The sequence below is a fragment of the Sphingomonas lenta genome, from assembly GCF_002288825.1.
GTDB classification, from domain to species: Bacteria; Pseudomonadota; Alphaproteobacteria; order Sphingomonadales; family Sphingomonadaceae; genus Sphingomonas; species Sphingomonas lenta.
This window is the reverse complement of the sequence record NZ_NSLI01000005.1, coordinates 245,672-259,854: the sequence shown is the minus strand read 5'-3', so window position 1 is coordinate 259,854 and position 14,183 is coordinate 245,672. Positions and strand designations below refer to the sequence as shown.

Sequence of the window (14,183 nt, the reverse complement as noted above, 5' to 3'; positions counted from 1 at the left end):
CGCATGTTCCTCGGCATCGATATCGGCACCTCGGGGGTGAAGGCGGTCGTGCTGGACGCGGCCGGGGCCGTCGTCGGCCAGGGTACGACCGCGCTCACCGTCTCGCGCCCGCATCCGCTCTGGTCGGAGCAGGACCCGGAGGATTGGTGGCGCGCCACCACCGCCGCGGTGCAGGCGATCGACCCCGCCGTGCGCCGCGCGGTGCGCGGGGTGGGGCTCGCCGGCCAGATGCACGGGGCGACGCTGCTCGGCGCCGACGACCGCCCGCTTCGTCCCGGCATCCTGTGGAACGACGGCCGCAGCTTCGCCGAGTGCGAGGCGCTGGAGCGCGCCGTGCCCGAGCTCCACGCGATCGCCGGCAACCTCGCCATGCCGGGCTTCACCGCGCCCAAGCTGCTCTGGGTGCGCCATCACGAGTCCGAGGTTTTCGAGCGGGTACGCACCGTGCTGCTGCCCAAGGACTATGTGCGCCTGAGGATGACGGGCGACCGCGCCTCCGACTTGTCCGACTCCGCCGGCACGCTCTGGCTCGACGTGGGCGGCCGCCGCTGGTCGGAGACGATCCTCGACGCGTGCAGCCTGCGCGCCGAGCAGATGCCGCGCCTCCACGAAGGCACGGAGGTGACCGGCACGCTGCGCCCCGACATCGCCGACCTATGGGGCATGGGCGAGGTGCCGGTCGCGGCGGGCGGCGGCGACAACGCCGCGGGCGCGGCGGGCGTGGGCGTGGTCAGCGACGGCGACGCGCTGCTCTCGCTCGGCACCTCGGGCGTGATCTTCGTCGCTACGCGCGACTTCCGCCCCAACCCGGCCGGCGCGGTGCACGCCTTTTGCCACTGCGTGCCCGAGCTATGGCACCAGATGTCGGTCCACCTGTCCGCGGCGGCGTGCGTCGACTGGGTGGCGCGCATCACCGGCGCGAGCGGCCCGGCCGAGCTGTTCGAACGCGCGGAGGCGACCGGACCGGGCGCGGGTCCCGAGATCTTCCTCCCCTACCTCTCCGGCGAGCGCACGCCGCACAACGACGCGGTCGTGCGCGGCGCATTCCTCGCCCTCGATAACGAGAGCGACGGCGGCCGGCTCGCCCAGGCGGTGCTGGAAGGCGTCGCTTTTGCGCTGGCGGACGGCATGGCCGTGCTCCGCGACGCGGGCACCGAGGTCGAGAAGCTGTCGGTCATCGGCGGCGGCGCCCGGTCGAGCTATTGGGGCCGCATCATCGCCGCCGTGCTCGACACGCCGCTCGTGTACCTCAGGGGCGGCGAGGTCGGCCCGGCGCTCGGTGCGGCGCGGCTGGCGCAGATCGCCGTCGACGGCGGCGCGCCCGCGGACGTTTGCGCCGCCCCGCCGACCAGCCACGTCGTCGAGCCCGACCGCGCGGTCGCCGACCGGCTCGCCCCCAAGCTCGCCCAGTTCCGCGCGGCCTATCCCCGCGTCACCCCCAAGCAGAAAGAGATCTGATGGCCTCCGACTATTTCGCCGGCGTCGACCGCATCACCTATCAGGGTCCGGACACGACCGAGGACCTGGCCTATCGCTGGTACGACAAGGATCGCGTCGTGCTCGGCAAGCGGATGGAGGACCATCTCCGCTTCGCCATCTGCTTCTGGCACAGCTTCTGCTGGCCGGGCTCCGACGTGTTCGGCGCGGGCACCTTCGACCGCCCCTGGCTGCGCGGGGCCAACGACGCGGCCGCCGCGGCCGCGAAGCGCGAGGCGGCGTTCGATTTCATCAGCCGCCTCGACGTGCCCTTCTACTCGTTCCACGACGTCGACGTGATGGCGGAGGCGAACGACCTCCCCAGCTTCCGCCGCAACTTCGCGGAAGCCGTGGACGACCTGGAGCGCCTGTCGGGCGAGCACGGCAAGAAGCTGCTCTGGGGCACCGCCAACCTGTTCAGCCACCCGCGCTACATGGCGGGCGCGGCGACCAGCCCCGACCCGGAGGTGTTCGCCTGGGCCGCGTCCCAGGTCCGCGACGCGATCGAGGCGACGCACCGCTTGGGCGGCGTCAACTACGTACTGTGGGGCGGGCGCGAGGGCTACGAGACGCTGCTCAACACCGACCTCGCCCGCGAGCTCGACAATTTCGGCCGCTTCCTGAGCATGGTCGTCGAGCACAAGCACAAGATCGGGTTTCAGGGTACGATCCTGATCGAGCCCAAGCCGATGGAGCCGACCAAGCACCAGTACGACTTCGACACGGCCACCGTGTACGGCTTCCTCCAGCGCTACGGCCTGGAAAAGGAGGTCGCGGTCAACATCGAGGCGAACCACGCCACGCTTTCGGGCCACACCTTCGAGCACGAGATCGCCACCGCCGCAGCGTTCGGCATCTTCGGCTCGATCGACGCCAATCGCGGCGATCCGCAGAACGGCTGGGACACCGATCAATTCCCCAACTCCGTCGAGGAGCTGACGCTGGCGATGATCGAGATCATCCGCGCGGGCGGGTTCACGACGGGCGGGTTCAACTTCGACGCCAAGGTCCGCCGCCAGTCGATCGACGCGATCGATCTGTTCCACGGGCATGTCGGCGCGATCGACGTGGTCGCGCGCGGGCTGCTCCGCGCCGCCGCGACCATCGAGGACGGCCGCCTCGACCAGTTCAAGCGCGACCGCTACGCCGGCTGGGACGGCGAACTCGGGAGGCAGATCGCCGGGCTCGACCTCGCCGGCGCGGCCGACCTGGCGGTCGAGCGCAACTTGTCGCCGCAGCCCCGCTCGGGCCGGCAGGAGTGGCTGGAGAACCTGCTCAACCGGTTCTGACGGTCCGCTTCAGGGCGCGTGGGCGTACATCCCGAACGTCGCGCCCACGAAGCCGCCCGCCGTGGCGGTGCTGAGCAGCTTCCCGTCCGCGCCGGTCAGGAGCGACGTCCAGCGCCCCGCGCCCGCCGCGTAGTGGAAGTCGTACTCGCCGCCGCGCGCGGTGATGCGCAGCCGCACCGGGCCGGTCGCGCGGAGCGGTGCGGCGGCGAGCACGACGCCGTCTGCCGGGTCGCTCGGCCCCGCCCGACGCTCGACGCGCAGCACCCGCCGTCCGCGGTCGTTGACGACGCCGATGAAATAGTAGTGCGCGTCGTCCTGATAGGCGACGAGGCCGGCCTTCGCGCCCGGCGCGGCGGCGTCGAAGCGGAGCTCGGTCGCGGCGGTGGCGTGGAGGTGCTGTTGCCGGCGCGCGAGGAAGCTCGGCTGCTTGGGTTCGCCGATCCGGTCGGCCCGCGGCGTGATCTCCAGCGCGCCGCCCGCGAGCCGGTGCCAGCGCAGCTTGGGGTTGCGCACCATCATCCAGTAGGGCGGCAGCGCGGGGCCGTCGAACTCGTCGCGCACGGTGAACGCGCCGCTCGTCGGCACCGGCGCGTGCGGCCCCGCCGGCAGGTCGGGACGGCGCGCGAAATGGGGGATCGCCTGTCCGGGCTCGGTGATGATCGGCCAGCCGTGCCGCCAGCGGATCGGCAGCAGGAAGGTCTCGCGGCCCGTGTTGTAATGGTCGTCCGTATAGGGCCGGGTGGCGAGGAAGGTCGCCCACCAGTCGCCCTTGGGCGTGGTGAACAGCGCCGCGTGCCCCGCCGAGGTGATCGGGTCGGGCCGCGCCGGGTCGAGGTCGCGCTGCGTCAGGATGGGCCTGGGATAAGCCGTCCAGGGCCCTTCCGGCCGCTCGGCGCGGTACACCGTCTGCGAGTGGCCGACCGCCGTGCCGCCCTCCGCGGCGGAGAGGTAGTAGCGCCCCTCGTGCCGGAAGATGTGGGGCCCTTCGACCCAGATCGGTTTCGTCGAGATGTCGACGCCGCCGTTCACGATCATCTTCGCCGGACCGATTGTGCGCAGCGTCTTGAGGTCGAAGCGCCGGATCCAGATCGCCCGGTGCCCCTCGTAGAGCGGCTCGCCCACGGGCGCGTCGTTGTTGAGCAGCCAGGCCGACCCGTCGGACTCGATGAACAGGGACGGGTCGATCCCGCCCACGTCCTTGATCCACACCGGGTCGGACCAGGGCCCGGCCGGGTCGCTCGCCATGATGACGTAGTTGCCGCCGCAGTCGACGCAGGTGTTGACGATGTAGAAGGTGCCCGCGTGGTGCGCCATCGCCGGCGCGAACACGCCGCGCGACAGGCCGAGCCCCGTGAAGTCGAGCTGGCCCGGCCGGTCGATCGCGTTGCCGATCTGCGTCCAGTTCACAAGGTCGCGGCTGCGGAAGATCGGCAGGCCGGGAAAATAGGTGAAGGTCGAGGTGACGAGGTAGAAATCCTCGCCCACGCGGATGGTGTGCGGGTCGGGGTGGAAGCCCGACAGGACGGGATTGGCGTACTCGCCCGGCCCCGGCGGGCGTCGCCGCTGCGCGGGGTCGGCGCCCGAATATTCGAACCACTCGAAGCGCGCGGGCGTGGGTCCGGCGGGCGCCTGTGCGGAGCCGGTCGACGCGGCCGCCCCGAGCAGCGCCAGCAATCCGCGTACCATCCCCATGCTCCGCTCCCTTCCGTCTCGACGCGCCGGTTCGCCCGTCCTAAGCTCTGGGAGCGATAACATGGCGTGGAGGATCGCGCATGGGTGAAGATGCCGTGTTCGGCCGCCGCGCCTTTCTGGTCGGCGCGGGAGCGGCCCTGGCCGTGCAGGCGCGCGCCGCGGAGCCGCCCGTCATCCGCCGCCTCTCCCCCAAGCTCGACCGCGTGCTCGACGCCGGCGCGCGCGTGGAGACGATCGCGACGGGCATACGCTGGGCGGAAGGTCCGGTCTGGCTGCCGCGTCAGCAGGCGCTGCTCTTCACCGACCCGCCCGCCAACGTCATACGCCGCTGGACGAAGCACGACCGCGTGTCCGTGTTCTTGTCACCCTCCGGCGCGCCCGCGTTCGACCCCAAGCTGATCCGCGAGCCCGGCGCGAACGGGCTGGCGCTCGACCGCTCGGGCGGGCTGCTCATCGCCAATAGCGGCGGCCGGACGATTGATCGGCTGGACCTCGTGACGCGCCGGCGTACGACGCTGGTCGCCCGCTACCGGGGCCGTCGCTTCAACAGCCCCAACGACATGGCGGTCGCGCGCGACGGCGCGATCTGGTTCACCGATCCGCCCTACGGCCTCGCCGACGGCGACCGCTCGCCCGTCAAGGAGCTGCCGCACAACGGCGTCTATCGCTGGCGGTCGGGCGGCGAGCCGGTGCTCGTCGACGGCACGCTCGCGCGGCCCAACGGCGTCGCGCTCTCGTCCGACGAGCGGCGTCTGTTCGTCGCCGTGTCCGACGAGGCGGCCCCGCGCATCTACGCCTACGACCTGGACGCGAAGGGCGACGCGCGGAACCGGCGCGTGTTCCTCGACTTCGCCGGCCGGCCCGGCCCCGGCCTGCCCGACGGCATGAAGGTGGCGGCCGACGGGACGATGTTCTGCACCGGCCCCGGCGGGCTCCACATCCTGTCGCGCGAGGGCGAGCCGCTCGGCCTGATTGCGACCGGCGCGCCTGTAGCCAACTGCGCGCTGGGCGAGAACGGCCGGGCGCTGTTCCTCGCCGCCGACGACCGCGTGCTGCGCGTGCCGATCACCCTGGGAGAATAGTCTGAATGAGGATCGTCCACTGGCTCGCCGCCGCGCTGCTCGCGCTGACCGGGACCATCGCCGCCGCCCAGCCCGCGCCCGGCGACGCGTGGGCCACCGCCGCCAAGCTCAAGCGCGGGGTCAACATCATCGGCTATGACCCGATGTGGAAGGACCCGGCCAAGGCGCGCTTCAAGCCGAGGCATTTCAAGGTCATCCGCGACGGCGGCTTCGACTTCGTGCGCGTGGTGCTGTTCGCGTTCGACCATATGGACGCGCGGAACCGGCTCGATCCCCGTTGGCTCGCGACGCTCGACCGCGTCGTGGACCAGGCAACGGAGGCGGGCCTGGGCGTGATCCTCGACGAGCATGATTTCAACGCCTGCGCCGCCGACCCGGACACGTGCGAGCCCAAGCTCCTCGCCTTCTGGACGCAGATCGGCGAGCGCTACCGCAACGCTCCGGACACAGTGCTGTTCGAGCTGTTGAACGAGCCGCACGGCAAGCTCGACGCCGCACGCTGGAACGGGATGGTGGCGAAGCTGATCCCCGCCGTCCGCGCCACCAACCCGCGCCGCACGCTGGTGATCGGGCCCACGCGCTGGAACAACCTGGAGGAGCTGCCGACGCTCGAGCTGCCCGCCGCCGACCGCGACATCATCGCGACGTTCCACTCCTACGAGCCGTTCCGCTTCACGCACCAGGGCGCGAGCTGGACGCCGGAGATGAAGGACGTGCGCGGCGTCCCCTTCACCGCGGAGGACGAGGCGCGGATCGCGCGCGACTTCGACAAGGTCGCCGCCTGGTCGAAGGCGAACGGCCGCCCCGTGCTGCTCGGCGAATTCGGCGCGTATGACAAGTCGGGCACGCCGATGGCCGACCGCGTCCGCTACACCGCGACGGTGCGCCGCGAGGCGGAGAGGCGCGGACTGCCCTGGGCCTATTGGCAGTTCGACAGCGACTTCATCGTGTACGACATCGACCGCGACCGCTGGGTCGAGCCGATCCGCGCCGCCTTGATCCCGTAGCACTCGATCCGCTTACGCGGATGCGGCGCCGCCTGTTTCATCTTAGCTGAAACAGCCTCTAACGCGTCTCGGCGCGGCGGTAAGGGACGAAATCGCCCAGGCCGACGAAGCCGCGCTGGAACCGCGAAAACCGGTCCACCAGCGTCACGATCTCCGGCCGGCACAGCCGCGAGTCGAACGTGCGGGTCACGAGCACGTCGTCGCGGCGCAGCGTCTCGGCGCCGCCGCGCGGGCGGTTGACGTAGATCGTGTCGCCGACGCGATAGAGGATCGCGGTGCCGTCGATGATCTCGGACGACGCCTGGCGGAGCGGGATGCAGCTGACGGGCTCGCCCGCGACGCGCCCGCGCAGCGCTTCGGCGAGCTCCGCTTCGGGATCGCGGGGCGCGGCCGCGGCGGGCGCGCTCAGCACGGCGGCCGCGACGAGGGTGGAGAGAAGCTTCTTCATGCGCGCGTCCCTACCATGCGCGCGCTGAACGGCGGCTGAGCGGCGCTCAGTGGCTCGATGCGCCTACGGCGCCGATGCCCGTTTCCGACCTGACCCGCTGCGGCAGGTAGCCGGCGCGGTCGACGGCCGCCCGGCCGCTCCGGTCAATGAGCGACACGATCCAGATCGTCAGGAACGCGGCGGGCATCGAGAAGATCGCGGGCGAGCCGTAAGGGAAGACCGGCTCGGCATGGCCCAACACCGCCACCCAGATCGCGGGCGACAGGATCGTCAGCCCCAGCGCGAGCAGCAGCCCCACCGCGCCTCCCGCCACCACACCCCTGGTCGTGCACCCGCGCCACAGCAGCGAGGTGAGCAGCACGGGAAAGTTCGCCGACGCCGCCAGGGCGAACGCCAGCGAGACCATGAAGGCGACGTTCTGCCGCTCGAACAGGACGCCTAAGCCGATCGCCACCACCGCAAGCACCAGGACGGTGATCCGCGACACGCGCAGCTCGGCCGCCTGGTCGGCGCGCCCGCGGCGGAACACGCTGGCGTAGAGGTCGTGGCTCACCGCCGACGCGCCCGACAGCGTCAGCCCCGCCACCACCGCCAGGATGGTCGCGAACGCCACCGCCGACACGAACCCCAGGAACAGGTCGCCGCCCACCGCATGCGCCAGGTGCACCGCGGCCATGTTGCCGCCGCCCCTCAAGCCTCCCGCCGGATCGAGATAGGCGGGCTCGGTCCCCACCAGCACGATCGCGCCGAAGCCGATCACGAAGGTGAGCAGGTAGAACCAGCCGATCCATCCAGTCGCCCAGAGCACCGAGGTGCGCGCCGCCCGCGCGTCAGGAACGGTGAAGAAGCGCTGGAGGATGTGCGGCAGCCCCGCGGTGCCGAACATCAGCGCCAATCCCAGCGACACGGCGGAGACCGGGTCCTTGATGAAGCCGCCCGGCCCCATGATCGCGCGCGTCCCCTTCACCTCGACCGCGCGCGCGAACAGCGCCTCCGCCGAGAAGCCGAAGCGCCACAGCACCGCGCCCGCGATGAAGGTGGCGGCGCCCAGCAGCAGCACGGCCTTAACGATCTGCACCCAGGTCGTCGCCAGCATGCCGCCGAACAGCACGTAGAGCGTCATCATCACGCCGACGGTGGCGACCGCATAGGGGTAGGGCAGCCCGAACAGCAGCCGTATGAGCTGCCCCGCCCCCACCATCTGCGCGATGAGGTAGAAGAGCACCACCATGAGCGTCGACGCCGCGGCGAGCGTGCGCACGGGCGTCTGCGCGAACCGGAACGAGGCCACGTCGGCGAAGGTGTAGCGGCCGAGGTTGCGCAAGCGTTCCGCCATCAGGAACAGGAGGATGGGCCAGCCGACGAGGAAGCCGATCGAGTATATCAGCCCGTCATAGCCGTCCGCGAAGATCTGTGCGGAGATGCCGAGGAACGACGCCGCCGACATATAGTCGCCCGCGATCGCCAGCCCGTTCTGGAAGCCGGTGATCCCGCCGCCCGCCGCGTAGAAATCGTCGGCGGTGCGCGTCCGCCTCGCCGCCCAGCGCGTGATGGCGAGCGTGAGCGCCACGAAGCCCGCGAACATGGCGATCGCGGGCCAGTTCGTCGCCCCGTTCATGCGCGGAACCCCCGCGCGAGCGCGTCCACCTCGCGGTCGAACTCGCGGTTGACGCGGCGGACGTACACGCCCGTCAGCGCGATCGCGAGCAGGATGACGCCCAATCCGATCGGGATACCGACCGACGTCGCCCCACCCGCCAGCGGCCGCGCGAGCAGCGGCTTGGCGAAGGCGACGAGCAGGATGAAGCCGAAGTACGCGACCAGCATCAGCGCGGTGAGCGTCCAGCCCAGCCGGCTCCGCCGCCGCACCAGCCGCCGGTAACGCGGATCGTCGGCCAGCCCCACCAACGCCTGCTCGTGCGCGTCCATCACCCCTCCCCGCCGCTCGTCGCCGGACTATAGCGCGGGCGCAGGTTCGTGATAGCGTTAACTCAGGAGCGAGCGCGGTGGCCGCTTGGACGTGCCGAATTGATTACAATGACCACGCGCCGGACCAGCCGCACGACCGCGGCGGCTGGTCCGGCACATAGACCCGTGCCGCGAACGTACACCTCGACCCACGGTGGACATTCTGCACACCTCGTTCCTCCCCGGCACGGGGAGGGGGACCATGCGCAGCATGGTGGAGGGGCGGCCGCGAAGGGCGGTGCGCGTCGCGAGCACCCCTCCACCACGCCCTACGGGCGCGGTCCCCCTCCCCGTTCCGGGGAGGAACTCAAGCGGGTGCTCCAGAGAGAGGTAGGTTTTGCAGAAATGTAGTGTTCAAGAGGTAGAAACCGGCTCCCCGGGGCTGGTATCGCTTCACGATCCAGCCCACCGGCGCGACCCGCCCCACCCGTTGACACGCCGCGCCGCTTGCCGCATCGGCCCGGCCCAGATGGTCCTCCATAACGGAGGCTAAGAGGGAACCCGGTGCGAAACCGGGGCTGTGCCCGCAACTGTCAGCCGGGAGCCGACGGCCACCAAGTCACTGAAGCGCGAGCTTTGGGAAGACGGCCGGAAGGCGATGATCGGCGAGCCAGGAGACCTGCCATCGCGTCGTTCGTTCGGGGCCGGGTCCAGCCTGCGGAACGGGGAGCGCCACTCCTCCAGCAACGACACTGTTTGGCCGCCGTCGCGCCCGGTCCCGCCGGGCGGGCCGCCCATGTCGTTGATCCCCGAACCGCTCGACGGCGGAACGGGCGGAGGACCGTGTCTTGCTTCTCGTCACCCTCGCGCTCGCCGCCCAGGCCCAAGCGCCCCTGTCGACTGCCGACAACAACACCGACCAACCCCGCGGCGCCGACGTAGTCGTCACCGCCAACCGCACCGAACGCCCGATCGAGGAGGTCGCGCAATCGGTCACCGTGATCACGTCGGACGAGATCCGCGACCGCCAGGCGCAGACGGTGGTCGACCTGCTCCGCACGGTGCCGGGCGTGACGCTCACGCGCAACGGCGGGCCGGGCTCGGTCGCGGGGCTCAATATCCGCGGCGCGGAGAACGACCAGAACGTCGTGCTGATCGACGGCGTCAAGCTGAACGACCCTTCCGCGGTCGGCGGCGGCTTCAACTTCGCCACGCTGCTCGTCAACAACATCGACCGGATCGAGGTCGTGCGCGGCTCGCAATCGGTGATCTGGGGCAGCCAGGCGATCGGCGGCGTCGTCAACCTGCTCACCGCGCCGCCGACGGACGACCTCCGCGTGAACGCGCGCGGTGAATATGGCTGGCGCGACACCGCGCAGGCCGTCGCGAACGTGTCGGGCCGCGTCGGCCCCGCCGCGCTCAGCGCGGGCGCGGGGTATTTCCGCACCGACGGCTTCTCCGCCTTCGCGGGCGGGGCGGAGCGCGACGGCTACCAGAATGTCGGCGCCAACGCCAAGGCGCTGATCGGCCTCTCCGACGCCGTCGCGATCGACCTGCGCGGCTTCTACTCGGACGGCGAGACGGAGATCGACGGCTTCCCCGCGCCGCTGTTCGCCTTCGCCGACACGGCCGAGACGGGGCGCACGCGCGAGCTGACCGGCTATGCGGGCCTCAACGCCGCGCTCCTCGACGGCCGGTTCCGCAACCGCGTCGCCTTCGCCTACACGCGCACGGACCGCGAGAACGAGGATGCGGGCGCGACCACGTTCGACGCCCAGGGCGAGAACGAGCGCTTCGAGTATCAGGGCGTCCTCGACCTCGGGCGCGTGGACGCGGTGTTCGGCGCGGAGACCGAGCGCTCCAGCTACCGCGCCGCGAGCTATGGCGGCCCGCCCGCCGGCGCCGACGTGCGCATCACCAGCGTCTATGGCGAGCTCACGCTTCAGCCGGTGGCGGGCCTGACGCTCACCGGCGGCGTACGCCACGACGATCACCAGACGTTCGGCGGCGAGACCACGGTCGCCGCGTCGAGCGTGTTCAGCCCGAACGGCGGCGCGACGCGGCTCCGCGCGAGCTACGGCGAGGGTTTCAAGGCCCCTTCCTTGTTCCAGCTCTACAGCGACTTCGGCGACCGGGGCCTGCAGCCCGAGCGGTCGGAGAGCTGGGAGGTCGGCGTCGCCCAGAACCTTGGCGGCGAGGCGGCGGAGCTGAGCGCCACCTATTTCCACCGCGACATCGACAACCAGATCGATTTCGCCTTCTGCCCGCCCGCCGCGACGAGCGGTCCCTGCGTGAACCGCCCGTTCGGCGTCTACGCCAACACGCGCCTGACCCGCGCGGAGGGCGTCGAGCTCACGCTGGCGCTGCGCCCCGTCGAGCGGCTGCGCCTGCTGGGCCAATACAGCTTCATCGACGCGGTGAACCGCGACACGGGCGGCCGGCTAGCCCGTCGCCCGCGCGAAACGTTCAGCGTCGTGGCCGACTATGAGTTCCCGTGGGGCCTCCAGGCGGGTGCGACGCTGTCGGCGGTGGGCGACAGCTTCGACGACGCCGCCAACGCGACGCGCCTCGACGGCTACGTCCTCGCCGACCTTCGCGCCGCGGTCGCGCTCACCGACCGCGTCGAGCTCTACGGCCGCGTCGAGAACCTGTTCGACGAAGAGTACCAGACCGTATTCCGCTACGGCGCCGCGAGCCGCGCGGCTTATGGCGGGGTGAGGCTCCGGCTGTGATGCGCCGGGCGCTCGCGGCCCTGCTCGCGCTGGCGGGCTGCGCGCCCGCCGCGCCGCCCGCGCCTGCGCCCGTTTCGCCGCGCCGCATCGTCAGCCTCGACTATTGCGCCGACCAATATGTGCTCAAGCTCGCGCCGCGCGACCGCATCCTCGCTGTGTCGCGCGACGCGGTCAGGCCCACCTCCTACATGCGCGCCGCCGCCGCGGGCCTCCGCCGCGTCGCCCCGCGCGCGGAGGACGTGCTGGTGCTGAAACCCGACCTCGTGGTCCGCTCCTATGGCGGCGGTCCCGGCGCGGCCGAGTTCTTCGCGCGCGCAGGGATCCCCGTGCTCCAGCTCCCCTATGCCGAGGACCTTCCCGGCATCCGCGCCGCGACGGTCGATGTGGCCGCCGAACTGGGCGTGCCCGCGCGTGGCCGCGCGCTCGCCGCCGAGATGGATGCGCGCCTCGCCGGCCTCCCGCGGCGCGACCGCTCCGAGGCGGCGCTCTATATGACCCCTGGCGGCGTCACCGCCGGACCGGGCACGCTCGTCGCCGAGCTGCTCGCGGCGGCGGGTCTGCGCAACTTCCAGCGGGAGCCCGGCTGGCGCGACCTCCCACTCGAGCGCCTCGCCTATGAGCGCCCCGACCTCGTCGCTTTCGCCTCTTTCAAGGATGTCGGCGATGCGGAGCCGTGGAGCGCCGCCCGCCACCCGATCGCCCGCGCGCAACTCGACGGGCCGGTGGTCGGCCTGGAGGGCGCCTGGACCGCGTGCGGCGGCTGGTTCCTGCTCGACGCCGTGGAGGCGCTGGCCAGGGGACCGCGCCCGTGAGGCTCAACATCGCGCTCCTCGCCGCCGCGGCCGCCGCGATCCTCGCCGCCTGCCTGCTCGGCTCCACGCCGCTCCCGCCCGCGCGCATGCTCGCGGCGCTCGGCGGCGGCGGCGAGCCCGGCGACGCGGTGGTGGTCTGGGCGATCCGCCTCCCCCGCGCGCTCGCCGCCTTCGCCGTCGGCTTAGGGCTGGGCGCGAGCGGCGCCGCGCTCCAGGGCCTGCTCCGGAATCCGCTCGCCGAGCCGGGCGTGCTGGGCGTCTCCGCGAGCGCCGCGCTCGCCGCCACCTTCACGCTCCATTACGGGCTGGCCGCAGCGTTCGCGCCGCTGCTGCCGCTCTCCGCCGTCGCCGGCGCGCTCGCCGCCACCGCGCTCATCGCGCTGGCGGCGCTCCGCACCGCGTCGGCGGTCGCGCTGATCCTCGTCGGCGTCGGCCTGTCGAGCTTCGCGGGCGCGCTCACCGCGCTGCTCATGAACCTCGCGCCCAACCCGTTCACGCTCGCCGACATGGTCAACTGGATGCTCGGCTCCGTCGCCAACAAGAGCTTCGACGACCTCCTCCTCGCCGCGCCGTTCCTCCTCCCCGGCCTGGCGCTCCTGTTCGCGAGCCGCCGCGGCCTGTCCGCGCTCACGCTCGGCGAGGAGGCGGCCGCCGGCGTCGGCCTCGACCTCAAGCGCCAGCGCCTGCTCGTCGTGCTCGGCGCGGGTCTCGCCACCGGCGCGTGCGTGGCGGTGGCGGGCGCGATCGGCTTCGTCGGCATCGTCGCGCCCCACCTCGTCCGCCCGTTCGTGGCCCACGACCCCGCCCGCACGCTGCTCCCCTCCGCGCTCCTCGCGGGGTTGTTCCTCGTCGTCGCCGACATCGGCGTGCGCGTCCTTCCCACGGAGGCGGAACTCAAGCTCGGCGTCGTCGCCGCGCTCGTCGGCGCGCCGCTCTTTGCGCTGATCGCGCTGTCCGCACGGAGGACGCCCGCGTGATCGCGCTCCACGCCGCCGCGCACGCCCCGCTGCTCCGGCCCACCAGCCTCGCCGTCGGCCCCGGCGAGCTCGCCGTGCTGCTCGGCCCCAACGGCGCGGGCAAGACCACGCTGATCCGCGTCGCGCTCGGCCTGCTCCCCGCGACGGAGGGCGAGGCGCGGGTCGGCGGCGACCCCGTGGACCGGCTCTCCCCCGCCGAGCGCGCCCGCCGTGTCGCCTACCTCCCCCAGTCGCGCCCGCCCGCCTGGGCGCAGCCGGTACGCGATCTCGCGGCGTTAGGCCGGTTCGCCCACGGCGCGGCGCTCGGCCGTCTCGCTCCCCAGGACGCCGCCGCCGTCGACCGCGCGCTGGCCGCCTGCGCGCTCGAACCGCTCGCGCATCGCCCGGCGCACACGCTGTCGGGCGGCGAGCTCGCCCGCGCCCATCTTGCCCGCGCGCTCGCGGCCGAAGCGCCGATGGTCGTCGCCGACGAGCCCGTCGCCTCGCTCGACCCGCGCCACCAGCACCAGGTGCTGCGCCTCCTCCGCGACCATGTCGCGCGCGGGGGTGGCGCGCTCGTCGTGCTCCACGACCTCGACCTCGCCGCGCGCTACGCCGACCGGCTCCTATGGATGCAGGGCGGCGCGCTCGTCGCCGACGGCTCCGTCGCCGACACCATGACGCCCGAGCGCGTCGCGCAGGTCTACGGCGTCGCCGCGCGCCTGATCGATCGCGACGGCCGCCTTCACGTCGTGGTGGACGACCCGCTATAGCCCTCTGC

The 14,183-nt window shown here is 72.3% G+C and carries 12 protein-coding genes and 1 riboswitch; of the genes, 8 read left to right on the top strand and 4 right to left on the bottom strand.

The window, feature by feature from the left end:
• Positions 1-3: 3 nt before the first annotated feature.
• Both xylB and xylA read left to right on the top strand, forming a co-directional pair.
• On the top strand, positions 4-1,458 hold the full coding sequence (gene xylB / locus CKY28_RS16545) for a xylulokinase (protein WP_095999480.1): 1,455 nt from the start codon (positions 4-6) through the stop codon (positions 1,456-1,458).
• Positions 1,458-2,765 carry a xylose isomerase gene (gene xylA / locus CKY28_RS16540; RefSeq protein WP_095999479.1) on the top strand — a complete coding sequence of 436 codons (1,308 nt, stop codon included), beginning with the start codon at positions 1,458-1,460 and terminating at the stop codon, positions 2,763-2,765. Before xylB ends, xylA begins: the two co-directional genes overlap by 1 nt.
• A 9-nt stretch (positions 2,766-2,774) precedes the next feature.
• On the opposite strand, the gene CKY28_RS16535 is transcribed toward xylA, so the two are convergent.
• Positions 2,775-4,457 (bottom strand): glycoside hydrolase family 43 protein, encoded by a 1,683-nt coding sequence (locus tag CKY28_RS16535; protein WP_245841888.1) that lies wholly within the window; start codon positions 4,455-4,457, stop codon positions 2,775-2,777.
• An 80-nt stretch (positions 4,458-4,537) separates the two neighbouring features.
• On the opposite strand from CKY28_RS16535, the gene CKY28_RS16530 reads away from it, so the two are divergent.
• The gene (locus CKY28_RS16530) at positions 4,538-5,539 is read left to right on the top strand and encodes an SMP-30/gluconolactonase/LRE family protein (RefSeq protein ID WP_095999477.1); all 1,002 of its coding nucleotides are present in this window, start codon (positions 4,538-4,540) and stop codon (positions 5,537-5,539) included.
• 5 nt (positions 5,540-5,544) lie between these two features.
• Positions 5,545-6,546 carry a glycoside hydrolase family 5 protein gene (locus CKY28_RS16525; RefSeq protein ID WP_095999476.1) on the top strand — a complete coding sequence of 334 codons (1,002 nt, stop codon included), beginning with the start codon at positions 5,545-5,547 and terminating at the stop codon, positions 6,544-6,546.
• Positions 6,547-6,604: 58 nt separating this feature from the next.
• Here CKY28_RS16525 and CKY28_RS16520 read toward each other — a convergent pair whose 3' ends face one another.
• From CKY28_RS16520 to CKY28_RS16510, 3 genes are read right to left on the bottom strand one after another with little or no spacing between them, the layout of a single operon-like run.
• The gene (locus tag CKY28_RS16520; RefSeq protein WP_095999475.1) at positions 6,605-6,994 is read right to left on the bottom strand and encodes a hypothetical protein; all 390 of its coding nucleotides are present in this window, start codon (positions 6,992-6,994) and stop codon (positions 6,605-6,607) included.
• Positions 6,995-7,040: 46 nt separating this feature from the next.
• Positions 7,041-8,612, bottom strand: coding sequence for a cation acetate symporter (locus CKY28_RS16515; RefSeq protein ID WP_095999474.1), 1,572 nt, complete (start codon positions 8,610-8,612; stop codon positions 7,041-7,043).
• Positions 8,609-8,923 (bottom strand): DUF485 domain-containing protein, encoded by a 315-nt coding sequence (locus tag CKY28_RS16510; RefSeq protein WP_095999473.1) that lies wholly within the window; start codon positions 8,921-8,923, stop codon positions 8,609-8,611. The genes CKY28_RS16515 and CKY28_RS16510 overlap by 4 nt, the downstream gene beginning before the upstream one ends.
• Before the next feature lie 492 nt (positions 8,924-9,415).
• Positions 9,416-9,602: riboswitch (cobalamin riboswitch) on the top strand.
• Positions 9,603-9,750: 148 nt separating this feature from the next.
• On the opposite strand from CKY28_RS16510, the gene CKY28_RS16505 reads away from it, so the two are divergent.
• From CKY28_RS16505 to CKY28_RS16490, 4 genes are read left to right on the top strand one after another with little or no spacing between them, the layout of a single operon-like run.
• A complete protein-coding gene (locus CKY28_RS16505; RefSeq protein WP_095999472.1) occupies positions 9,751-11,634 on the top strand; it encodes a TonB-dependent receptor plug domain-containing protein in 1,884 nt (627 codons plus the stop codon).
• Positions 11,634-12,446, top strand: coding sequence for an ABC transporter substrate-binding protein (locus tag CKY28_RS16500; protein ID WP_095999471.1), 813 nt, complete (start codon positions 11,634-11,636; stop codon positions 12,444-12,446). The genes CKY28_RS16505 and CKY28_RS16500 overlap by 1 nt, the downstream gene beginning before the upstream one ends.
• Positions 12,443-13,423: a FecCD family ABC transporter permease gene (locus CKY28_RS16495; protein WP_245841887.1), complete on the top strand. Its 981-nt coding sequence runs from the start codon at positions 12,443-12,445 to the stop codon at positions 13,421-13,423. Before CKY28_RS16500 ends, CKY28_RS16495 begins: the two co-directional genes overlap by 4 nt.
• Complete coding sequence (locus CKY28_RS16490) at positions 13,420-14,175, top strand: ABC transporter ATP-binding protein (protein ID WP_095999470.1); 756 nt, start codon at positions 13,420-13,422, stop codon at positions 14,173-14,175. Before CKY28_RS16495 ends, CKY28_RS16490 begins: the two co-directional genes overlap by 4 nt.
• The last annotated feature ends 8 nt before the right edge of the window (positions 14,176-14,183 follow it).

Excerpts from the sequence above, each read along its gene's own strand:
- xylB (WP_095999480.1), top strand. The coding sequence starts at position 4 with ATGTTCCTCGGCATCGATATCGGCACCTCGGGGGTGAAGGCGGTCGTG.
- xylA (WP_095999479.1), top strand. The coding sequence starts at position 1,458 with ATGGCCTCCGACTATTTCGCCGGCGTCGACCGCATCACCTATCAGGGT.
- CKY28_RS16535 (WP_245841888.1), bottom strand. The coding sequence starts at position 4,457 with ATGGGGATGGTACGCGGATTGCTGGCGCTGCTCGGGGCGGCCGCGTCG.
- CKY28_RS16530 (WP_095999477.1), top strand. The coding sequence starts at position 4,538 with ATGGGTGAAGATGCCGTGTTCGGCCGCCGCGCCTTTCTGGTCGGCGCG.
- CKY28_RS16525 (WP_095999476.1), top strand. The coding sequence starts at position 5,545 with ATGAGGATCGTCCACTGGCTCGCCGCCGCGCTGCTCGCGCTGACCGGG.
- CKY28_RS16520 (WP_095999475.1), bottom strand. The coding sequence starts at position 6,994 with ATGAAGAAGCTTCTCTCCACCCTCGTCGCGGCCGCCGTGCTGAGCGCG.
- CKY28_RS16515 (WP_095999474.1), bottom strand. The coding sequence starts at position 8,612 with ATGAACGGGGCGACGAACTGGCCCGCGATCGCCATGTTCGCGGGCTTC.
- CKY28_RS16510 (WP_095999473.1), bottom strand. The coding sequence starts at position 8,923 with ATGGACGCGCACGAGCAGGCGTTGGTGGGGCTGGCCGACGATCCGCGT.
- CKY28_RS16500 (WP_095999471.1), top strand. The coding sequence starts at position 11,634 with ATGCGCCGGGCGCTCGCGGCCCTGCTCGCGCTGGCGGGCTGCGCGCCC.